The organism is Streptomyces sp. NPDC042100, from assembly GCF_055582325.1.
Genome location: NZ_JBVJDK010000013.1, coordinates 194,406 through 213,189 on the forward strand (window position 1 = coordinate 194,406; position 18,784 = coordinate 213,189).

Genomic DNA, 18,784 nt, shown 5'->3' on the forward strand with positions numbered 1-18,784 from the left:
TCAGCAGCCGATAGCCTCGACACATCACCGTTCTGTCAAATCCCTACCAATTGAAGGTAGTTGGTGATAGATACGCCGTCTGGTGCCGGGGCCGGTGCCGCCCTAACCTCGGCTCCATGGAGCTGGAGGTCAGGCACCTGCGGGCGCTCTGCGCCATCGCGGAGGCCGGGAGTCTGCACAAGGCCGCGCGCCGGCTGGGCGTGAGCCAGCCTTCGCTGACCACCCAGTTGCGCCGCATCGAGAACGCCCTCGGCGGCGAGCTCTTCTCCCGCACCCGCACCGGCTGCCTCCCGACCCCGCTGGGACGCACGGTGCTCGGCCGGGCCCGGCCCCTCGTCGACGGCATGAGCGCGCTGATCGCCGAGACCCGCGCCGCCGCGGCCCGCACCGAGGGGCCCGCGCTGCGCGTCGGCTCCACCGCGAGCCGCGCGCTGCCCGGCTGGCTGCGGAGGCTGCGCGCGTACCGGCCGGGCGGCGACATCGCCCTGCGCGTGGACGTCTCGGCGCACGCGCTGCTGGGCACGGTCGCCGCCGGGCGGCTCGACCTGGCCTTCGTCCACGAGGTGGAGGGCTGCCCGCTGCGGGTCCCGCCGGGGCTGCGCGGCCGCGTCCTGGTCGAACGCGAGCCGCAGTTCATCTCCATGGCCCCCGACCATCCGGCGGCCGGCCGGGAGGTGGTGGAGCTCGCCGACCTGGCCCACGACCGGTGGGCGGTCGACCCGGCCGTCGACGGCGAGTGGGACGGCCTGCACCGGGTGCTGCGCGCGGCGGGCCTCGACCCGCCGCTGCTGCACGCGGACTACCACACGGCCGCCTCGCTGATCGCCCTCGGCGAGGCCGTCGCGCCCTGCCAGCCGACCTCGGGCCCGCGCGCGGACATGGCCGTCCGCCCGCTGCGCGGCGACCCGCTGGCCGTCCGGCTGCTGCTGTACGCGGCCCCGGGCGTGCCCCTCGACCGGCCGTACGCCGAACTGGCCGCCGCCTACCGGGAGGCCGCCCTGGGCGCCGCCCCGTACCGGAGCTGGCTGCGGGCGGGCGGGACGGCGGGACCGTGCATGATGTCGGCATGACCACCGACCCCGCCCGCGTCCGGCACGCCCGCCCGGAGGACCTGGCGCGCGTCGCCGAACTGGCCGCCGAACACGCCGCGTACGAGAAGGCGGCCCCGCCCGCCCCGGGCCTGGCGGCCCGGCTGCACGGCCTCCTCTTCGGCACCTCGGCGCCCCGGCTGCGCTGCCTCGTCGCCGAACTCCCCGACGCGACCCTCGCGGGCTACGCGACCTGCGCGCCCGAACTCTCCACGTGGGACGCGGCGGAGTACCTGCACATGGACTGCCTCTACCTCACCGAATCGGCCCGGGGCCACGGCCTGGGCCCCCTCCTGATGGCGGCGGTGGCCACGGAGGCCCGGACGCTGGGCCTGGAGCGCGTCGAATGGCAGACGCCGGAGTGGAACGAGGGCGCGATCCGCTTCTACGACCGCCTGGGCGCGACCCCGAAGCGGAAGCTGCGCTACTCCTGGCGGGCGGCCGGGGACACGCACGCGGAGACGGTCACGGACTGACCCCGCCCGCGCCCCGGCCGGCTCGCCCGCACCTCAGCTCTGGGCGCCGCTGCCGTCGGCGGCCCCGGCACCCGTGGCCCCCTCGGCCGCTTCGGCACCCTTGCCCCCGCCCGTCTTCTCCCGCATCTTGCGCACCAGCTCGGCCTTCTTCTCGGCGGCGGTCCGGCGGTCGAAGTTGCGGTGCGGCCCATGGGCGTCCCGCTCGGCGCGCGACTGCCGCTTGCGCTGGCCGCCGCCCTGGCCGATGGGGTTGTTGATGTTCTTGCTGTCGGGCATGGCTTCTCCAGGACAAAGGAAAACGATCTACGGGAACCAGCGCACCGACACCTGCCGGGACACGACAACGAAGGTACCCGCTCGCGCGGACACGGCACGTCGGACGGACGCCCTGCCCGCGGCGGCCGGGCGGCCGTACGGTGGGCGTGCCCGACTCCCGTGCCCGGCCGACACCACCCACCCCGGAGTTGCCGCCGTGTCCGACCTGTCCGCCGCCCACGACGCCGCCGTCACCGACCGGGCCCGCCTGGCGGGCAGTGCCTACAACGGAGACCGGGACCTGGCCGCCCGGCAGTCGCTCTACCAATGGCAGACGCCCCGGTACGACCTGCCCGCCCTCGTCGCCGAGCGGTTGGGCGACGTACGCGGACGCGTCGTCGACATCGGCTGTGGCAACGGCAAGTTCATCCAGCGGCTCCGTCAGGACCGTGGGGACCTGTCCCTGCTCGGCCTCGACATCGCCCCCGGCATCCTGGCCGACGTCCCCGGGCCGGTCGCCGTGGCGGATGCCACGCGGCTGCCGCTGGCGGCGGGCAGCGTCGCCGCCGCTCTCGCGCTCCACATGCTGTACCACGTGCCCGACATCCCCCGGACCGTACGGGAGCTGGCCCGGGTCGTGGCCCGCGGCGGGCTGGTGGTCGCCTCCACCAACAGCGACCGCGACAAGGCCGAACTCGACGACCTCTGGCAGCGGGCAGCCGGCGAGGTCCTCGGCGTCGAGCGCGGCCCGGCCCGGATCTCGCTCAGTGCCCGCTTCTCCCTGGAGAAGGCCCCGGCCTTCCTCGGAGAGGAGTTCAGCCGCGTGGAGGTCGTCGAACTGCCGGGGACCATCACGGTCCACGACCCCGAGCCTGTCATTGCCCACATGGCTTCGTACCGCGCCTGGGCAGACCAGCACGACGTGCCCTTCGACGCGACTATCGACCGCGCCCGCACGCTTGTGGCCGACCACATCGCTCGGCACGGGGCGTACCAGATCACCTGCCTTGGCGGCATCCTCGTCTGCCGCCAGTGACCCGGACCTTCACCTCTCCGACCAGCTCGGCCCCAGCAGCGTGCGGAACGTCTACGACGTCCTCGTGCGCGTCATGACGGCGGCCGTGGACGACAAGGTCATCGCCTCAAGCCCGTGCCGCCGGATCACCCTCCCCGCCGTGCCGGGCACGCGTCCGCCGTCATCACGCTGCGGATCTACGCGCACCTGTGGCCCGGGGAAGAAGACCGCACCCGGGCCGTCATGGACGCCGTGCTCGGCGGCCTGCGGACCGGGTGCGGACAGGTAGGTAACCAGACCCGCGAAAGTGCAGGTCAGGCGGCCTAGGCTGAGATCAAGCCTTCTTCGTCTCCCAGAAGATGCGGTCGATCTCGGCGATGAGCTCCAGCGCCTTCTCGCCCGTCTTCGGGTCCGTCGAGGCCTTGGCCGCCGACAGGGCCTTCAGGGTGTCGTTGATGAGCGTGTGCAGCTCGGGGTACTTCTCGAAGTGCGGGGGCTTGAAGTAGTCGCTCCACAGCACCGAGACGTGGTGCTTCGCGAGCTCCGCGCGCTGCTCCTTGATGACCGTGGCGCGGGCGCGGAAGTGCGCGTCCTCGTTGGCCTGGTACTTCTCCTGCACGGCCTTGACCGACTCGGCCTCGATGCGGGCCTGGGCGGGGTCGTACACGCCGCAGGGGAGGTCGCAGTGGGCGCTGACCTTCACCTTGGGGGCAAACAGGCGGGAGAGCATGTGCTGTCCTTCCTCGTGATCGTCTTCTCAGGTGGGACATTACTCGGTGAGAAGCACGTTTTCGCGAGCGCCCCCTAGGGCTTAGGACAAAAGTCCAGGGGGGTTCTGGGACTCGTGGACGATCGGACCGGGAGGTAGTCGATGGTGGGATCGGGGCGGGAGCCCGCGGCCCCGTTCGGGATCGCCGAGGTGACGGGGGTGTCGATGGTGCCCACCCTGCTCCACGGCGACCAGCTGTTCGTGCAGTACCGGGCGCGGCTGCGGCCCGGGAACGTCGCCGTGCTGCGGCATCCGCTCCAGCAGGACCTGCTGATCGTGAAGCGGCTGGTCGAGCGGCGGGACGGCGGCTGGTGGGTGCTCGGGGACAATCCGGACGCCGAGGGGGACAGCCGGGTCTTCGGCGTGGTTCCGGCGCCGCTCGTGCTGGGGCGGGTGCGGGCGCGGTACCGGCCCGTCACCCCCGGGCGTCAGCGGTCGCTCGGGGTGGTGCTCGCGTGGCTGGTCTCGGCCGTCAGGCCCGTCGGCTCGGCGCGCTCGGCCTCCTGGCGCTTGCGGGCGCGGTAGGCGGCGACGTTGGCGCGGGTGGCGCAGCGGTCGGAGCAGTAGCGGCGCGAGCGGTTGGTGGAGGTGTCCAGGTACGCGTTGCGGCACGGGGCCGCCTGGCACAGGCCGAAGCGGTCGGCGCCGAACTCCGTCAGGTGGAAGGCCAGGCCCATGGCGGCGATCGCCGCGTAGCCCGCGGTCGCGTTCGAGGGGTGGTCCGCGAGGTGCATGTGCCACCTCGGCCGGCCCTCGTCGTCGAGGTAGTCGTGGCCGGAGATCTGGGGGCTGACCGGGAACTCCAGCAGGAGCGAGTTCAGCAGGTCCACGGCGCCGGTGTGGTCGCCCTCGTCGGCCGCCGTGAACACCGCGCGGAGCCGGGCGCGTACCGCGCGGAAGCGGGTCACGTCGGAGTCCGTCACCCGCCGGGCCATCTGGGACGCCGCGCCGAAGAGTTCCCGGACCGCCTCGACCGAGGTCAGGGAGTCCTTGGAGCGGGCCGGCTCCTCGGTGTTGACCAGGCGCACGGCATAATCCGAGTAATAGGCCAGTTCCACTTGTAGTCCTTACTCCGGCGGTCTAGGGTCGATGCGGGGGAACGTAAGTGACGCGTCCCCTTTGAGGGTATTACGTTGAGGGTGAGGGTGGAGTGATGACGGACCCGACGACGACCGGAACCGACTGGGCGGCCTGGCAGCGGAGCTGGGACCGTCAGCAGGAGTGGTACATGCCGGACCGCGAGGAGCGCTTCCGCGTCATGCTCGACATGGTCGAGGCGCTGGTGGGACCGGAGCCCCGGGTCCTCGACCTCGCCTGCGGTACGGGAAGTATTACGGACCGGCTGCTCCGCAGGTTCCCGAAGGCCACCAGCACCGGTGTCGACCTCGACCCCGCCCTGCTCGCGATCGCCGAGGGGTACTTCGAGGGGGACGGGCGGGTCGAGTTCGTCACCGCCGACCTCAAGGACCCCGACTGGGCCGCCGCGCTGCCCCACGACACGTACGACTGCGTCCTCACCGCCACCGCCCTCCACTGGCTGCGCAGCGAGCCGCTGGCCGGGCTGTACGGGCGGCTGGCCGGGCTGGTCCGGGACGGCGGGGTCTTCATGAACGCCGACCACATGATCGACCGGGACACCCCCCGCATCAACGCCGCCGAGCGCGCCCACCGGCACGCCCGGATGGACGCCGCCAAGGCCGCCGGGGCCCTCGACTGGGCCGACTGGTGGGCGCTCGCCGCCGCGGACCCCGTCCTCGCCGCGCCCACCGCCCGCCGCTTCGAGATCTACGGCGAGCACGCCGACGGCGACATGCCCGCGCCCCGCTGGCACGCCGACACCCTCCGCGCGGCCGGCTTCGGCGAGGCCCGGACGGTGTGGGCCTCGCCCTCGGACACGCTGCTGCTCGCCGTCAAGTAGCGCGGAGGGCGACGGGGAACGGGGGAGGGGCGGTACGGGCTGTGCCCGTACCGCCCCTCCCCCGTTCGTCCGGGTGCGCGCCCCGTTACAGCACCTTCGACAGGAACGCCTTCGTCCGGTCGTGCTGCGGGTTGGTCAGGACCTCGCGCGGGTTGCCCGACTCCACGACCACGCCGCCGTCCATGAAGACCAGCGAGTCGCCCACCTCGCGGGCGAAGCCCATCTCGTGGGTGACGACGATCATCGTCATGCCGGATTCCGCCAGGTCGCGCATGACGTCCAGGACGTCGCCCACCAGTTCCGGGTCGAGCGCCGAGGTCGGCTCGTCGAAGAGCATCAGCTTCGGCTCCATCGCCAGCGCGCGGGCGATCGCCACGCGCTGCTGCTGGCCGCCGGAGAGCTGCGAGGGGTAGTTCCCCGTCTTGTCGCCGAGGCCGACCCGGTCGAGCAGGCGCTCGGCGCGCTCCCGCGCCACCGCCTTGGTCTCGCCCTTGACCTGGATCGGCGCCTCCATGACGTTGGCCAGGGCCGTCATGTGCGGGAACAGGTTGAAGCGCTGGAAGACCATGCCGATGTCCCGGCGCTGGGCCGCGACCTCGCTGTCCTTCAGCTCGTACAGCTTGTCGCCCTTCTGGCGGTAGCCCACCAGCCGGCCGTCGACCGAGAGACGGCCGCCGTCGATGCGCTCCAGGTGGTTGATGCAGCGCAGGAAGGTCGACTTTCCGGAGCCGGACGGGCCGACCAGGCAGAAGACCTCGCCGTTCTGGACCTCCAGGTCGATGCCCCGGAGGATGTGTGCCGCGCCGTAGGACTTGTGGACGCCTTCGGCCTTGACCATGGGCTGACCGGTCATCGGGTCGCCTCCGGGGAGCGCTTGAACGTTGCGAGGTTCGTCTTGACCTTCTGCCACGGGGTGGGCGGCAGGCTGCGGATCGAGCCGCGGGCGAAGCGACGCTCCAGGTAGTACTGGCCGACGCTGAACACGCTGGTCAGGGCCAGGTACCAGATGGAGGCCACGAACAGCATCTCCATCACGGCGCCGGCCGTGTTGCCGATGTTCGAGGACGCGCGCAGCAACTCGGTGTACTGCACGGCCGACACCAGCGACGAGGTCTTCAACATGTTGATGAACTCGTTGCCCGTCGGGGGCACGATCACGCGCATCGCCTGCGGCAGCACGACCCGCCACATGGTCTTCGTCTGCGACATACCGAGCGCGTGGGCCGCCTCGGTCTGGCCCTCGTCGACCGACTGGATGCCGGCGCGGACGATCTCCGCCATGTACGCGCCCTCGTTGAGGCCGAGGCCGAGCAGCGCGACCATGAACGGCGTCATGACGTCGACGGTCTCGTTCTTGTAGATCGGCCCGAGGTTGATGTACTCGAAGATCAGCGACAGGTTGAACCAGACCAGCAGCTGGACGTAGACCGGGGTGCCGCGGAAGAACCAGATGTACAGCCAGGCGACCGCGCCGGTGACCGGGTTCTTCGACAGGCGCATCACCGCGAAGAGGACGCCGAGCACCAGGCCCAGCGCCATCGAGGCGATGCTGATGATGACCGTGTTCTTCAGACCGTGCAGGATCGAGGCGTCGAAGAGCTTGTCCCAGACCGTGTCCCAGAGGATGTTGCCCTGGGAGAAGGCGTAGACGAGCCAGCCGAGCAGCGCGACCACCACGACGGCGCTGATCCAGCGACCGTAGTGCCGTACGGGGATGGCCTTGATGGCCTCGTACGGCGTGCCCGAGGGGCCAGGACCGGCCGGAGCGGCGGCCGGGTCCTTGGAGATCTTGTCAGTCATGACGACTGCCCTTCAGTGGAGCGAGGAGGTCACTTGCCGGCGTTGATCGTCGCCGACTGCACGGCGCTGCCCTCGACGTTCCACTTCTTCAGGGCGGCGGCGTAGGAGCCGTCCTTGATGCTCGCGTCGAGCGCTTCCTTGACGGCGTCGCGCAGCTGGGTCTTGTCCTTGGAGACGCCGATGCCGAAGAGGCCGACGTCGCTCTGGCTGCCGACGACCTCGAAGTCGTTGCCGCCGCCCGAGGTCTTCGCGATGTACGCGGCCACCGGGTAGTCGTTCAGGTCCGCGACCGCGCCGCCGGCCTTGACGCGGGTCTGCGCCTCGGCGTCGGAGTCGAAGGCCTGGATGGTGAGCTTCTTGTCACCGCACTTGGTGGCCTGCGCCTTGAAGGTGTCCTCGTAGATCGTGCCGCGCTGGACGGCGACGGTCTTGCCGCAGAGGTCGTCGAGGGAGTTGATGCCCTGCGGGTTGCCCTTCTTGACCAGGAGGGAGACGCCGGAGCTGAAGTAGTCGACGAAGTCGATGCCCTTGCCGATCTTCTTCCCGCTGTCGTCCAGGCCCTCCTGCCGCTTCTTGTTGTCGGTCATCGAGGACATGATCAGGTCCTGGCGGCCGGTGTAGATCGAGGTGATCAGGCCGTCGAAGGTGCCCGAGGTGAACTCGAACTTCACGCCGAGCTGCTTGCTGAGGGCCTCGGCGATGTCGGGGTCGACACCGACGATCTTGCCGCCCTCGGTGAACTCCATGGGGGCGTACGAGGCGTCCGTACCGACCTTGATGACGCCGGCCTTCTGGATGTCCGCGGGGAGCTTCGAGAAGAGCGGGGCCTTGCCCGCGCCGGCGGACGAGGAGGAGGACCCGCCCTCCTTGGTCGACCCGGCGTTGGTCTGGTCGCCACAGGCGGTCAGCAGCATGGAGCCGGCGACCGCGATGGCGGCGACCGCGGCAAGACGGGAGGTGCGGGTCTTGGCGGTCGTACAGCGCGTGGAGCGTGCGGTCATGGTCGGGTTCCTCCGGCGTGTGAGGGAGTTGCCTATGGGTCGCGCACGCACCTTCGAGTGCCGCGACCTCGTGTGATTACGGCATCTTGCCATTCGGACCGCCTCAAACCGACGGCCAGTGATGTCAAAATCGGGTAACGGGTCATTGCCGAATGCCGGTGGCCAGTCCTCCCTAGGCAGAACCTTCTTCGGGCAGGGAATGCCCGCACCGGAAATTATCCCGCCGATCTCGCCATTCGGACGATACGAAGGCCGCTATTCGGGTTGGTAATACATCTATCCGGACATCGAGTGACGTGTCGTTCTCCGTCCGTACCCGGTAGCGCTCGGTATGAGTCACGTCACCGAGGCGGTACGGACTCGTCTCCGGACCCGTCCGTCCGGTAAGAAGGATCCTTACACCCCTCATCCGGGGCTCAGGGCGCGTTGTGCGGCGCGCCCGCGCGGCTGCCAGACACGGCGGCTGCGGGACCCACCCACCCCTCCTCATCCAGGAGTGGCCACCCTCAAATGAAGAAGAGTTAAGGGGTCAACCCAATGGCAGCGGAGATCGTCAATCCTCGCAGCGACAGCGGTACGGAAGGGGCTCCCGGAGAGCCCTTCGATCCGGCCTTCGCGCTGCACCGCGGCGGCAAGATGGCCATCACGGCCACCGTGCCCCTGCGTGACAAGGACGACCTGTCCCTCGCGTACACGCCCGGCGTCGCCAAGGTGTGCACCGCGATCGCAGAGAACCCCGAGCTGGTCAACGACTACACCTGGAAGTCCCAGGTCGTCGCGGTCGTGACCGACGGCACGGCGGTGCTCGGACTCGGCGACATCGGCCCGGAGGCCTCGCTTCCGGTCATGGAGGGGAAGGCAATCCTCTTCAAGCAGTTCGGAGGCGTGGACGCGGTGCCGATCGCGCTCGCCACCACCGACACCGACGAGATCGTCGAGACCGTCGTCCGGCTCGCCCCCTCCTTCGGCGGCGTGAACCTGGAGGACATCTCGGCGCCCCGGTGCTTCGAGATCGAGCGCAGGCTCCAGGAGCGCCTCGACATCCCGGTCTTCCACGACGACCAGCACGGTACGGCCATCGTCACCCTCGCCGCCCTCCGCAACGCGGCGAAGCTGACCGGCCGGACCCTCGGCGAGCTGCGCGCGGTCATCTCGGGCGCGGGCGCGGCCGGTGTGGCCATCGCGAAGTTCCTGCTGGAGGCGGGCCTCGGCGACGTCTGCGTGACGGACCGCAAGGGCATCGTCAGCAGCGACCGCGAGGACCTGACGGACGTCAAGCGCGAGATCGCCGGGCTCACCAACAAGGCCGGTCTCACCGGCTCCCTGGAGGACGCGCTGGCCGGCGCGGACGTCTTCATCGGCGTCTCCGGCGGTACGGTCCCCGAGGCCGCGGTCGCCTCCATGGCGCCGGACGCCTTCGTGTTCGCCATGGCCAACCCGAACCCCGAGGTGCACCCGGACGTCGCGCACAAGTACGCGGCGGTCGTGGCCACCGGTCGTTCGGACTACCCGAACCAGATCAACAACGTCCTCGCGTTCCCCGGCATCTTCGCCGGCGCGCTCCAGGTCCGGGCCTCCCGGATCACCGAGGGCATGAAGATCGCCGCCGCGAACGCGATCGCGGACGTCGTCGGTGACGCGCTCGCCGCCGACTGCGTGATCCCGTCGCCGTTCGACGAGCGGGTCGCCCCCGCCGTCGCCGCCGCGGTGGCCGCCGCCGCCCGCGCGGAGGGCGTCGCCCGCCGCTGACGCGTCAGGCGGGCCGCCCGGCACGCCGTCAGGCGCCCGAGAGGGCCCCGTACTTCGGTACGGGGCCCTCTCGGCGTACCGGGCGCGCGCGAGGTGCGGCGCGCCCCCCCGTGCGCGCCTCGGCGAGGGACACGCGTCACACCCGGGTGTGCTTACGCCCGCTCCCCGTCGGCCCCTAGTGTCAGGCGCATGTTCGCCGCCTACGCCGCCCGAATCGACCGCGACCAGCCGCTGAACGGCCTCGAACTCGGGGAACGCCCCGAGCCCGAGGCGCGGCCCGGCTGGACCACCGTCACCGTCAAGGCCGCCTCGCTCAACCACCACGACCTGTGGTCGCTGCGCGGGGTCGGACTGCCCGAGGAGAAGCTGCCGATGATCCTCGGCTGCGACGCCGCCGGCATCGACGAGCACGGCAACGAGGTCGTGCTGCACTCCGTCATCGGCCAGACCGGCCACGGCGTCGGTCCGGACGAGCCCCGCTCGATCCTGACCGAGCGCTACCAGGGCACCTTCGCCGAGCGGGTCACCGTGCCCAGCTGGAACGTGCTGCCCAAGCCCAGGGAGCTGTCCTTCGAGGAGGCCGCCTGCCTCCCGACCGCCTGGCTCACCGCGTACCGGATGCTCTTCACCAACGCGGGCGTACGGCCCGGGGACTCGGTCCTCGTGCAGGGCGCGGGCGGCGGGGTCGCCACCGCCGCCATCGCCCTCGGCAAGGCCGCCGGCCTGCGGGTCTACGCGACCAGCCGTGACGAGGCCAAGCGCAAGCGGGCCGTCGAGCTCGGCGCCGTCGAGGCGTACGAGCCGGGGGCGCGGCTGCCGCGCCGGGTGGACGCGGTCATCGAGACCGTCGGCGCCGCCACCTGGTCGCACTCGGTCAAGTCGCTGCGCCCCGGCGGCACCCTCGTCATCTCCGGCGCCACCAGCGGCGACCGGCCCTCGCACGCCGAGCTGACCCGGATCTTCTTCCTGGAGCTGAAGGTGGTCGGGTCGACCATGGGCTCCAAGGACGAGCTGGAGGACCTGCTCTCCTTCTGCGCGGCCACCGGGGTGCGTCCGGTGATCGACGAGGTGCTGCCGCTGGACCGGGCCCGCGAGGGCTTCGCGAGGATGGCCTCGGGCGAACTCTTCGGAAAGATCGTCCTGACAACCTCTTGATACCGGCGGGTAGTGCTGATGGGATCTCCGGCACGCGAAACGTGAACAATGCTCACTTCATCGTGCCGGAGGTCCTCCTTGTTGCGCACCACCCTCATGGCGACCGCCGTCGTCGCCGCGCTCCTCGCCCCGACGGCCGCCCAGGCCCGCCCGGCCGGCCCCGCCAGCCCCGCCGGCCACAGCGGCCCCGAGGCCGGGCGGGACGGGATACCCGCCCTCACCGACTCCCGCGGCCGCGCCCTGACGCTCCGCGGCTGGAACCTCGCGGACAAGTCCCACCGCGGTGACCAGGCCCTCAGCGGCATCACCGAGCGCCACATCCGCGACATGCGCGCCAAGGGCTTCAACTTCGCCCGCCTGCTGGTCTTCTGGGACGACCTGGAGCCCCGGCCCGGCCAGTACAGCCAGTCCTATCTGCGGAAGATCGACCGGATCCTCGGCTGGGCCGAGAAGCACGACGTGAAGGTCGTCCTCGACGCCCACCAGGACGTCTTCGGGCCCGCGTTCGGCTCCCGGGGCATTCCCGCCTGGGCGACCAGGACCGACGGGCTGCCCTTCACCCCGCACCCCGACGACTGGTTCTCCGAGTACTTCGAGCCCGCCGTCCAGCGCGCCTTCACCCACCTCTACGAGGACGCCGACCTGCGCCGCGCCCAGGCCCGGATGTGGAAGGTGCTGGCCGAACGCTTCCGCGACCACCCGGCCGTCCTCGGCTACGACCCGATCAACGAGCCCATGGGCGAGCTCCGGGAGGGCGAGGACCTGGCGACGGGCGCCCGCCGGATCGAGAGCGAGCAGCTGACCCCCATGTACAACCGGATCGCCGACGCGATCCGCGCGGTCGACAGGGACGGCTGGATCTTCGTCGAGCCGACCCCGATCGTCGGCGAGGGCGTGCCGACCGGACTCGGCCGCATCGACGACCCGAAGATCGTGTACGCGCCGCACTTCTACAACGGCGCCATGGAGGCGGGCGGCGACTACGACCCCTCCGCCCGCTGGATCGAGAACTACGAAGCGGCCGTCACCCTCTACCCCAAGCGGTACAAGGTCCCGGTGCTGGTCGGGGAGTGGGGCCCGCTCAACAACTCCCAGCCGAACATGAACCGCTTCTACCGCGAGGCCATGGCCTCCCTCGGCCGCTACAGCTCCGGCTGGGCGGGCTGGGAGTGGTGCTACGGCGGCGGCTACTGCGCGGTGGACTCCGCCGGAGCCTTCCGCGCCAACAAGGAGCTCACCGCCGAGCCGTACGCCGAGGCCGTCGCCGGCACCGTGCGCTCCTCCTCGTACGACCCGGCCGGCGGCGTCTACCGGCTCTCCTACGACGCCGCCGGCCACCGCGGGTCCCGGGTCACCGAGCTGTCCCTGCCCCCGGGCGCGTGGCAGGTCGCGGCCCGGGGGCAGGCGTTCGTCCTCCGCAAGGCGCAGGGCCGCGCCTGGGTCCTCGCCGCGCCCGGCGCCCGGGTGACCGTCACCGTCACCCGGGGCTGAGCGGGCCCGGCCCGGCGGCGGCTCAGCCGTCGACGCGGGGGCGGAGCAGGGCGGTGATCTCCACGGCCGCGCCCGCCAGCCGGCGGCGCGCCTCGGTGAGCTGCTCGTGCCCCACCCCGTGGTCCCGGGCCGCGTCCCGGACCTCGTCGCGGAAGCGGTCGAGCAGCCGGTCCAGCTCCCGGACCGGGTCGCCCCCGGCCGCTATGTCGGCGGCCCAGCCGTCCGCGTCCCGCGCGTGCCCCGGAGCCGGGGCGAACCCCGGGACCGGGGCGCCGGCCGTGCCGCCGTCCTCCCGGACGATCCGCGAGGCGGCGGCGGGCGGCGTGGTGTCCGGGGCGGCGGACTCGGGGGCCTTCGTCATGGTCACCGCGGAGGCCGCCGGCTCCGGGGTCCCGGGGGCCACGGGGGCCACGGGGGTCTCTGGGGTCTCTGGGGTCCCGGAGGTCTCCTCCCGGCCCGGGGAGCGGCGGGCGGGGCGGTCGTGGGACGCGCCCGTCACCAGGTCTCCCAGCTGGGCCGTGATGTCGGAGATGCCCTTCCAGACGTCCTTCGGCCAGTCGCCGCGCGTCACCTGCTCCTGGACCTGCTCCTGCACCTGCTCCTGGACCCGGCGGGCGATCCGCTGGAACTCCTTGGCCTGGCGCTTGGCCGACTGTGCCTCCGCGCGGGCCTGGCGGGCCTGCTCCCGCCACTCCTGGCGGGCCCTCCTCAGCTCCTCCTTGGCGTCGCCGAAGGAGGAGGTCTCCTTGGTGCGGGTGGCGCTCGCCGCCGCCCGCACGTCGCTGCGCAGCTTCCCGGCGGCACCGCGCACGTCGTCGCGGATCTCGGCGGCCAGCTCGGAGACGGACTCGCGGATCTCCACCTCCAGGTCGGCCAGCTCGCCGCCCCGGCCGGCCAGCTCGGCGCGGCCCGCGTCGGTGATCGAGTAGACCTTGCGGCCGCCCTCGGTCGCGTGCGTGACCAGCCCCTCGGCCTCCAGCTTGGCGAGCCGGGGGTAGACCGTGCCCGCCGAGGGCGCGTACAGCCCCTGGAAGCGCTCCTCCAGGAGGCGGATCACCTCGTACCCGTGCCGGGGGGCCTCGTCGAGCAGCTTGAGGAGGTAGAGCCGGAGGCGGCCGTGGGCGAAGACGGGTGGCATGTCAGAGGGCCTTTCCGGACGCGGAGGGGGCGGCGGTCCAGCCGTCGCCTTCGGGCTCGGGCTCGGGGCGGCGCAGCAGGGCGATGGAGCCGGAGACCGTGGTGGCCCGGACCGTGCCCCGGCCGGCGCCGAGGGTGCCGGTGATGGACTTGGTGCCCCACTGGCCGCCCACCCGCAGGTCCTCGAAGGCGTTGGACACGCCGCCGCTGGTGGTGCTGGCCTCGACCGTGGCGTCCGCCGGGTGCGGCAGCCGGATGGCGACCTCGCCGGAGACGCTGGTGAGGCGGATGTCGGCGGGCGGCCCGTCCAGGCCCGCGGCCGGGTCGAGGTCCACCACCATGTCGCCGCTGACCGTCTCCGCCTTCACCGCGGAGCCGGAGCCCTCGAAGACGGTCACGTCGCCGGTCACCGAGTGGACGCGGAGGGCGCCGGTGACGGACTGGGCCTCCAGGCCGCCGGAGACGGTCTCGGCGCGGACCGGGCCGGAGAGCTTGACCAGGGTGGTGTCGCCGGTGACGCCGCGGACCTCCGTGCGCCCCCGGATGCCGGAGATCACGGCCTCGGCGCCGATCACGCCGACCTCGACGTCAGCCCCGGCGGGCACGGCGACGGAGACCACGGCCCGGCGCCGGTGCCCCTTGGGGTCGAGCCACTTGAGGAGGCCCTTCCAGTGCAGGTCCTCGTAGCTCACGGTGAGGGTGGAGCCGTCCTGGCTCACGATCAGCGGCGGGCCCTCGATCTCGGAGATCTCCAGGCGGGCGGAACTCTCCTCGGTGCCCACGACGTTGACCGTGCCGTCGACCACGCGGATCCGGAGTCTGGTCACGGGATCGGTCAGCGGGAGCTTCCGCGGCTCGGTGACGGACCACTCGGTCATGGTGCTGGCCTCCCGTGTCTGGACTGGCGACTCCGGACGAGCCGCGACGCAACATATCGCGTCTCTCGCCATACACGATATATCGCGGCCGGGTCGCGTCAACCCCGATTCATCCCTGACAGGGATGCGAGGATAGGGCCATGTACCGCCGTACACGGACAAACTGGCCTAGCGGAGGGCCCATGAACGCCACCCAGGGATCCCGCCGTGCGGGAGCGCTGCTGCTCTGCCGCGCCGAGCCGCCCGCGGTCCGCCCGCCGGCCCAACTCCTCCGGGAGCCGCTGCTCCTCGCCCCGGCGGGACCCGACTGGAGCGTGCTCGTACCGGAGGGGAAGCCCTGGCTCGACGACGGCGAGCCCGTCGAACGGGTCGTTAGCGGCTGGACCACCGCCCTCGCCGTCTCCGCCGCCACCTGGCCCGTCCTGGCCCTGTGGTGGGACGCGGACCGGGCCGGGATCACGCTCGCGGCCGGCTTCCGCAGGACCGTCGGCTACACCTGGCTCGCCGACGGCACCCCCGTAGGCGAGGACGAGGCCATGCGCACCTTCGCCGCCCGCCTCAACCTCGACCCGGTCCTCGACATCCAGGCGCTGGAGCCGCTCACCGAGCCCGACCCGGACGCCGACGCCCACACGCGGCTCATCGGCATCACCGCCGTCCTCGCCCGCGTCGGGCTCGCCCTGCCCGCCGGCCTCGCCCCCGGGGAGAGCGCCGACCGGCTGCGGTCCGTGGCCCGCGCACAGGGCGCGGAACCCCTCGAATGGCCCGGCTGGCGCGACGCCGTGCGCGCCGAGCTCGACGTCGTCGAGGGCGGCCGGCTCGGCCCGTACCTGCGGGGCCCCAAGGCCCGGCTGCTGTGCGCCGCGCAGCTCGCGGCGGGCGTGCCGCTGCTCGCCTGGGGGATCGGCCGCCGCAGCGGCGGTTGGGCGACCGCCGGAGGGCTCCTGGTCGCCCACGGGGCGCTCGGGCTCGCCTACGACCGGCTGCGCGGCGACGAGCCCGCCTGAGACCGGCGGAGGGGGCGGTTCCCGGCACATGGCCGGGAACCGCCCCCTCCGCGCGTGCGGTTCCGGTCAGTCGTTGTCGTTGCCCTCGTCCTCGTCGTCGTCGAGGCGGGCCAGCCAGGTCGCGAGGCGCTCGACGGGCACCTCGAAGTCGGGGTTCAGGTCGACGAAGGTCCGCAGCTGCTCGGCGAGCCACTCGAAGGTGACCTCCTCCTCGCCGCGCCGCTTCTCCAGTTCCTCGATGCCACGGTCGGTGAAGTACATGCGATCAGAATAGGCCGTGCCCGGACGGCTCCACGGCGTCCCCTGTTCCTCCCCCGCACCACGCACTAGCCTTCTTCATCATCGTTTCGGGGAGCGGGGGCCGCTGTGACGGATGGAATCGCTCGCATTCGACTGGACGACGGGACGCCCGTCTGGGCCCGCGTGAGAGGCGCGGAGGAGCTGGCGCCGGACACCGGCTTCCAGGACACCGGTTTCGGCAGCGCCATCGGCGACCGGGTCGTGTCCATGGCCGGCGGCCTCACCGACGTGGTGCGCGGGGTGGTCGGCTCGCTGCGCGCGGGCATCCAGGCGCGGACGCCCGTCGAGGTGTCCGTCAGCTTCGGCATCGAGCTCTCCGCGCAGGCGGGCAAGGTCATCGGCGTCCTCGCCGACGGCGGCGGCACGGCGTCCGTGAACGTCTCCCTCACCTGGACCGAGCCGGGCCCCGCGGCCCCGCCGCCGGCCGGCGACGCCGGTACGCGGTCGGCGACGGCGCCCGCGGCGGGCTCCGTGCCCCCGCCCGCCGCCTCCCCGGAACAGGCCCCCGGCACCGTACCCGTACCCGTACCCGTACCCGTGGCCGGTGCCGTACCCGCCTCCGGCCACGATCCCCGCCCCGGTCCCGGCCCCGCGCGGCCCCCGGCGGCCGACGGCTCCGCATGAGCTCCTTCGACGCCCTCGTGCGCCCCGCGCTCGTGCGCATCGAGGCTCCCGACGGCGGGTATGACCCGCACGGCGACCCGTACTGGGGCACGGGCTTCTTCATCGCCCCCGGCTGGGTGCTGACCTGCGCCCACGTCGTGGCGAAAGGGGGGAGCGGGGTGTGGAGGGGAGAGCCTGTCGTCGGCATCGTCTGGGAGGGCGGCACGACCACCGGCAGCGTCGTGCTGGCCAAGCCCCGGCCCGCCGTCCCCGAGGAGCCCCCGGCCCGCTGGGACTTCCCCGACCTCGCCCTCGTCCACGTCCCCGAAGCCGAGGGCGCCGCCTGCGTCCGGCTCAGCGAGCGCCCGCCCACCACCCCGACCCCGGTCAGCATCCACGGCTGGTCCATGCGGACCGGCGAGGTCCGGATCCGGGACGCCGAGGCCGAGGCGCACGCCGTCGACGGCGGCGCCCTGCTGCTGCGCTGGAGCCTGCCCGTGGAGGGCCTCTCCGGCGGCCCCGTCGTCGACCTGCGCCGCGGCGCCGTCATCGGTGTCAACAAGGGCCGCGGCCGGGACGAGGGCGCCGCCGTCCCGCTCACCTCGCTGCGCGAGCTCCACGACGTCCCGGGCGGCGAGGTCCTGCACGAGGTGCTGCGGGCCCACGACCGCCACCACCTCGCCCGGCTCCGCTCGCCGGGCCGAGGGCGCACCTGGACGGCCGCGCAGACCGACCTGTGGCCGTCCGCCGCGCGGGGCGTCAGCCCGGTCCGCCGCACCCGGCTCTACGGCCTCTTCGCCGAACTCCCGCCGCCCACCGGCCCCGGCGAGGTCATGGCCCTCGTCGACGCGGTCAAGCGCCGGGTCCTGCACCCGGACTACCAGGCCGTCCTGGAGACCGACGCCCGCACCTGGCGCGACGGCGTGGGCCTGCTGCACGAGCTCCACTCCACCCGGTACGAGGAGCGGCCCGGCGCCACCGACCTCGGCCTCGACGCCGTCCTCCTCTACGCCGCGCTCGTCGTCCGCCACCTCACCGGGCGCTACGGCTCCGGGCCGGGCGGCGAGGGCGGTCTGGAGCGCCTCGCCGACTGGATCGCCGACGAGTCCGGGGCCGCCCACGGCGCCGTCCAGGAGGAGATCGACGCCCTCCTCGACCCCGAGGCGCCCCGCGCGGCCGAGCCCGAGCCCGCCGCCGAGCCCGCCGCCGAGACCGAGACGCCCGCCCCGCGCCCCGCGCGGGAGGCCGGGGCCCGCGCCGACGTGCGCGTCGAGGTGGACACCGTCCCCTGGGCCGCCCCCCAGCGCTACACCTGGCGCCTGATGCTGCTCTTCGACGGGCGCACGGTCAGCCCGCTCAGCGGCGACGAGACCGGGGTGACCCGCGAGCGCCTCCAGGAGAGCCTGCGGGCCCCGCTCGTGGACGCCCTGCGGCGCGGCGACAGCGGCGACCACCTCGCCGCCGTCGAGGTCGCCCTGCCGCGCGAGCTGTTCGACCTGCCGCTCGACACCTGGCGGCTCACGCCCGAGGAGGAGCACTTCGGCGAGCGCTCCCTGCCGCTCGGCCAGCGCCGGATCGTCGTCCTGCGCGACCGCAACCGCAGCCGCCACCCGCCCTCGCCCGAGTGGCGGCGGCGCTGGCGCGGCAGCGAGGGCGGCCCGCTGCGGGCCGTGCCGCTGCGCGCCGAGGTGCTCGCCGCCGGCGGCACCGAGCCGCACGCCCCGCACGTCCGCCGGGAGAGCCGGATGGGCGCGTACGAGCGGCTCGGCGGGGTCGGCGACGGCAGCGTCCCGGTGTACTGCGGCCCGGTCGGCGGCGGCGACGGGCACCGCGCGATGGACGTGGCGATCGCCGCCGGGCACCCGATCGCGCTGTGGCGGCACGGCGGCCGCGACCACGCCGACTGCGCCGAGTTCCACCACAAGGTCGGCAAGCTCCTCGCCGGCGCCGGCTCCGCCGAGGGCCTGCACCAGCCGGTCCGCACCCTGCGGATGCGGGTCGCCGACGCGGAGGCCGACCCGAGCGAGCGGTCCGAGCACGCCTGGGCCGAGGGCCTGGCCGTGCTGTACGACCCGCCGGACCGGCCGCCCTTCGACGATCCCCTCGAAGGGCCGCCGCTGCTGGGCGAGGCCGACCGGTGAG

Annotated in this window: 20 protein-coding genes; 11 read left to right on the forward strand and 9 right to left on the reverse strand. The window is 73.0% G+C overall.

The features are described 5' to 3' along the window. The first annotated feature begins 116 nt into the window (after positions 1 to 116). Entirely contained in the window at positions 117 to 1,070 is a 954-nt protein-coding gene (locus ACZ6J5_RS27825) for a LysR family transcriptional regulator (protein ID WP_469396000.1), read from the forward strand. Then, entirely contained in the window at positions 1,067 to 1,564 is a 498-nt protein-coding gene (locus tag ACZ6J5_RS27830) for a GNAT family N-acetyltransferase (RefSeq protein ID WP_469396002.1), read from the forward strand. The genes ACZ6J5_RS27825 and ACZ6J5_RS27830 overlap by 4 nt, the downstream gene beginning before the upstream one ends. Positions 1,565 to 1,597: 33 nt before the next feature. Here ACZ6J5_RS27830 and ACZ6J5_RS27835 read toward each other — a convergent pair whose 3' ends face one another. Continuing rightward, a complete protein-coding gene (locus ACZ6J5_RS27835) occupies positions 1,598 to 1,840 on the reverse strand; it encodes a DUF6243 family protein (RefSeq protein ID WP_469396004.1) in 243 nt (80 codons plus the stop codon). A 196-nt stretch (positions 1,841 to 2,036) separates the two neighbouring features. On the opposite strand from ACZ6J5_RS27835, the gene ACZ6J5_RS27840 reads away from it, so the two are divergent. Next, positions 2,037 to 2,855, forward strand: coding sequence for a class I SAM-dependent methyltransferase (locus tag ACZ6J5_RS27840; protein WP_469396005.1), 819 nt, complete (start codon positions 2,037 to 2,039; stop codon positions 2,853 to 2,855). A gap of 313 nt (positions 2,856 to 3,168) precedes the next feature. Here the strand turns inward: ACZ6J5_RS27840 and sodN are convergent, their stop codons facing one another. Beyond that, positions 3,169 to 3,564, reverse strand: coding sequence for a superoxide dismutase, Ni (gene sodN, locus ACZ6J5_RS27845; protein WP_158990323.1), 396 nt, complete (start codon positions 3,562 to 3,564; stop codon positions 3,169 to 3,171). 141 nt (positions 3,565 to 3,705) lie between these two features. Between sodN and sodX the strand changes: the two genes are divergently transcribed. Continuing rightward, complete coding sequence (gene sodX / locus ACZ6J5_RS27850) at positions 3,706 to 4,128, forward strand: nickel-type superoxide dismutase maturation protease (protein ID WP_469396007.1); 423 nt, start codon at positions 3,706 to 3,708, stop codon at positions 4,126 to 4,128. On the opposite strand, the gene ACZ6J5_RS27855 is transcribed toward sodX, so the two are convergent. Continuing rightward, complete coding sequence (locus ACZ6J5_RS27855; protein WP_469396009.1) at positions 4,032 to 4,661, reverse strand: CGNR zinc finger domain-containing protein; 630 nt, start codon at positions 4,659 to 4,661, stop codon at positions 4,032 to 4,034. The two genes, sodX and ACZ6J5_RS27855, sit on opposite strands and share 97 nt — an antisense overlap. A 95-nt stretch (positions 4,662 to 4,756) precedes the next feature. Between ACZ6J5_RS27855 and ACZ6J5_RS27860 the strand changes: the two genes are divergently transcribed. Further along, positions 4,757 to 5,521: a class I SAM-dependent methyltransferase gene (locus tag ACZ6J5_RS27860; protein ID WP_469396011.1), complete on the forward strand. Its 765-nt coding sequence runs from the start codon at positions 4,757 to 4,759 to the stop codon at positions 5,519 to 5,521. An 85-nt stretch (positions 5,522 to 5,606) separates the two neighbouring features. Here the strand turns inward: ACZ6J5_RS27860 and ACZ6J5_RS27865 are convergent, their stop codons facing one another. Genes ACZ6J5_RS27865 through ACZ6J5_RS27875 form a run of 3 tightly spaced genes read right to left on the reverse strand, consistent with a single transcriptional unit; the run spans position 5,607 to position 8,322 of the window. Then, positions 5,607 to 6,374 carry an amino acid ABC transporter ATP-binding protein gene (locus ACZ6J5_RS27865; RefSeq protein WP_469396012.1) on the reverse strand — a complete coding sequence of 256 codons (768 nt, stop codon included), beginning with the start codon at positions 6,372 to 6,374 and terminating at the stop codon, positions 5,607 to 5,609. Further along, entirely contained in the window at positions 6,371 to 7,321 is a 951-nt protein-coding gene (locus tag ACZ6J5_RS27870; RefSeq protein WP_469396013.1) for an amino acid ABC transporter permease, read from the reverse strand. The genes ACZ6J5_RS27865 and ACZ6J5_RS27870 overlap by 4 nt, the downstream gene beginning before the upstream one ends. A gap of 29 nt (positions 7,322 to 7,350) precedes the next feature. Then, positions 7,351 to 8,322 carry an ABC transporter substrate-binding protein gene (locus tag ACZ6J5_RS27875; RefSeq protein ID WP_469396014.1) on the reverse strand — a complete coding sequence of 324 codons (972 nt, stop codon included), beginning with the start codon at positions 8,320 to 8,322 and terminating at the stop codon, positions 7,351 to 7,353. Positions 8,323 to 8,859: 537 nt separating this feature from the next. Here ACZ6J5_RS27875 and ACZ6J5_RS27880 point away from each other — a divergent pair. The 3 genes from ACZ6J5_RS27880 (at position 8,860) to ACZ6J5_RS27890 (ending at position 12,717) form a co-directional block, all read left to right on the forward strand. Beyond that, the gene (locus tag ACZ6J5_RS27880; RefSeq protein WP_469396016.1) at positions 8,860 to 10,071 is read left to right on the forward strand and encodes an NAD(P)-dependent malic enzyme; all 1,212 of its coding nucleotides are present in this window, start codon (positions 8,860 to 8,862) and stop codon (positions 10,069 to 10,071) included. A 189-nt stretch (positions 10,072 to 10,260) separates the two neighbouring features. Further along, positions 10,261 to 11,226 (forward strand): zinc-binding dehydrogenase, encoded by a 966-nt coding sequence (locus tag ACZ6J5_RS27885; protein ID WP_469396017.1) that lies wholly within the window; start codon positions 10,261 to 10,263, stop codon positions 11,224 to 11,226. A gap of 96 nt (positions 11,227 to 11,322) precedes the next feature. Then, the gene (locus ACZ6J5_RS27890; RefSeq protein WP_469396082.1) at positions 11,323 to 12,717 is read left to right on the forward strand and encodes a cellulase family glycosylhydrolase; all 1,395 of its coding nucleotides are present in this window, start codon (positions 11,323 to 11,325) and stop codon (positions 12,715 to 12,717) included. 22 nt (positions 12,718 to 12,739) lie between these two features. On the opposite strand, the gene ACZ6J5_RS27895 is transcribed toward ACZ6J5_RS27890, so the two are convergent. Both ACZ6J5_RS27895 and ACZ6J5_RS27900 read right to left on the reverse strand, forming a co-directional pair. Continuing rightward, complete coding sequence (locus ACZ6J5_RS27895; RefSeq protein ID WP_469396019.1) at positions 12,740 to 13,855, reverse strand: PadR family transcriptional regulator; 1,116 nt, start codon at positions 13,853 to 13,855, stop codon at positions 12,740 to 12,742. 1 nt (position 13,856) lies between these two features. Further along, entirely contained in the window at positions 13,857 to 14,732 is an 876-nt protein-coding gene (locus ACZ6J5_RS27900; RefSeq protein ID WP_469396020.1) for a DUF4097 family beta strand repeat-containing protein, read from the reverse strand. Positions 14,733 to 14,914: 182 nt separating this feature from the next. Here ACZ6J5_RS27900 and ACZ6J5_RS27905 point away from each other — a divergent pair, with 182 nt between their 5' ends. Then, positions 14,915 to 15,739, forward strand: a complete 825-nt coding sequence (locus tag ACZ6J5_RS27905) for a hypothetical protein (RefSeq protein ID WP_469396021.1) — start codon at positions 14,915 to 14,917, stop codon at positions 15,737 to 15,739. 66 nt (positions 15,740 to 15,805) lie between these two features. Here the strand turns inward: ACZ6J5_RS27905 and ACZ6J5_RS27910 are convergent, their stop codons facing one another. After that, entirely contained in the window at positions 15,806 to 16,000 is a 195-nt protein-coding gene (locus ACZ6J5_RS27910; RefSeq protein WP_469396023.1) for a DUF6104 family protein, read from the reverse strand. 105 nt (positions 16,001 to 16,105) lie between these two features. Between ACZ6J5_RS27910 and ACZ6J5_RS27915 the strand changes: the two genes are divergently transcribed. After that, complete coding sequence (locus ACZ6J5_RS27915) at positions 16,106 to 16,663, forward strand: CU044_2847 family protein (protein WP_469396024.1); 558 nt, start codon at positions 16,106 to 16,108, stop codon at positions 16,661 to 16,663. Beyond that, positions 16,660 to 18,783 (forward strand): VMAP-C domain-containing protein, encoded by a 2,124-nt coding sequence (locus tag ACZ6J5_RS27920; protein WP_469396026.1) that lies wholly within the window; start codon positions 16,660 to 16,662, stop codon positions 18,781 to 18,783. The genes ACZ6J5_RS27915 and ACZ6J5_RS27920 overlap by 4 nt, the downstream gene beginning before the upstream one ends. Position 18,784 lies beyond the last annotated feature (1 nt).

Bases quoted from the DNA above. Each gene is read 5' to 3' on its own strand.
- ACZ6J5_RS27890 (WP_469396082.1), top strand. From the start codon at position 11,323: ATGGCGACCGCCGTCGTCGCCGCGCTCCTCGCCCCGACGGCCGCCCAG.
- ACZ6J5_RS27895 (WP_469396019.1), bottom strand. From the start codon at position 13,855: ATGCCACCCGTCTTCGCCCACGGCCGCCTCCGGCTCTACCTCCTCAAG.
- ACZ6J5_RS27900 (WP_469396020.1), bottom strand. From the start codon at position 14,732: ATGACCGAGTGGTCCGTCACCGAGCCGCGGAAGCTCCCGCTGACCGAT.
- ACZ6J5_RS27865 (WP_469396012.1), bottom strand. From the start codon at position 6,374: ATGACCGGTCAGCCCATGGTCAAGGCCGAAGGCGTCCACAAGTCCTAC.
- ACZ6J5_RS27870 (WP_469396013.1), bottom strand. From the start codon at position 7,321: ATGACTGACAAGATCTCCAAGGACCCGGCCGCCGCTCCGGCCGGTCCT.
- ACZ6J5_RS27910 (WP_469396023.1), bottom strand. From the start codon at position 16,000: ATGTACTTCACCGACCGTGGCATCGAGGAACTGGAGAAGCGGCGCGGC.
- ACZ6J5_RS27885 (WP_469396017.1), top strand. From the start codon at position 10,261: ATGTTCGCCGCCTACGCCGCCCGAATCGACCGCGACCAGCCGCTGAAC.
- ACZ6J5_RS27875 (WP_469396014.1), bottom strand. From the start codon at position 8,322: ATGACCGCACGCTCCACGCGCTGTACGACCGCCAAGACCCGCACCTCC.
- ACZ6J5_RS27920 (WP_469396026.1), top strand. From the start codon at position 16,660: ATGAGCTCCTTCGACGCCCTCGTGCGCCCCGCGCTCGTGCGCATCGAG.
- ACZ6J5_RS27835 (WP_469396004.1), bottom strand. From the start codon at position 1,840: ATGCCCGACAGCAAGAACATCAACAACCCCATCGGCCAGGGCGGCGGC.
- ACZ6J5_RS27880 (WP_469396016.1), top strand. From the start codon at position 8,860: ATGGCAGCGGAGATCGTCAATCCTCGCAGCGACAGCGGTACGGAAGGG.
- ACZ6J5_RS27825 (WP_469396000.1), top strand. From the start codon at position 117: ATGGAGCTGGAGGTCAGGCACCTGCGGGCGCTCTGCGCCATCGCGGAG.
- sodX (WP_469396007.1), top strand. From the start codon at position 3,706: ATGGTGGGATCGGGGCGGGAGCCCGCGGCCCCGTTCGGGATCGCCGAG.
- ACZ6J5_RS27905 (WP_469396021.1), top strand. From the start codon at position 14,915: ATGAACGCCACCCAGGGATCCCGCCGTGCGGGAGCGCTGCTGCTCTGC.
- ACZ6J5_RS27860 (WP_469396011.1), top strand. From the start codon at position 4,757: ATGACGGACCCGACGACGACCGGAACCGACTGGGCGGCCTGGCAGCGG.
- sodN (WP_158990323.1), bottom strand. From the start codon at position 3,564: ATGCTCTCCCGCCTGTTTGCCCCCAAGGTGAAGGTCAGCGCCCACTGC.
- ACZ6J5_RS27830 (WP_469396002.1), top strand. From the start codon at position 1,067: ATGACCACCGACCCCGCCCGCGTCCGGCACGCCCGCCCGGAGGACCTG.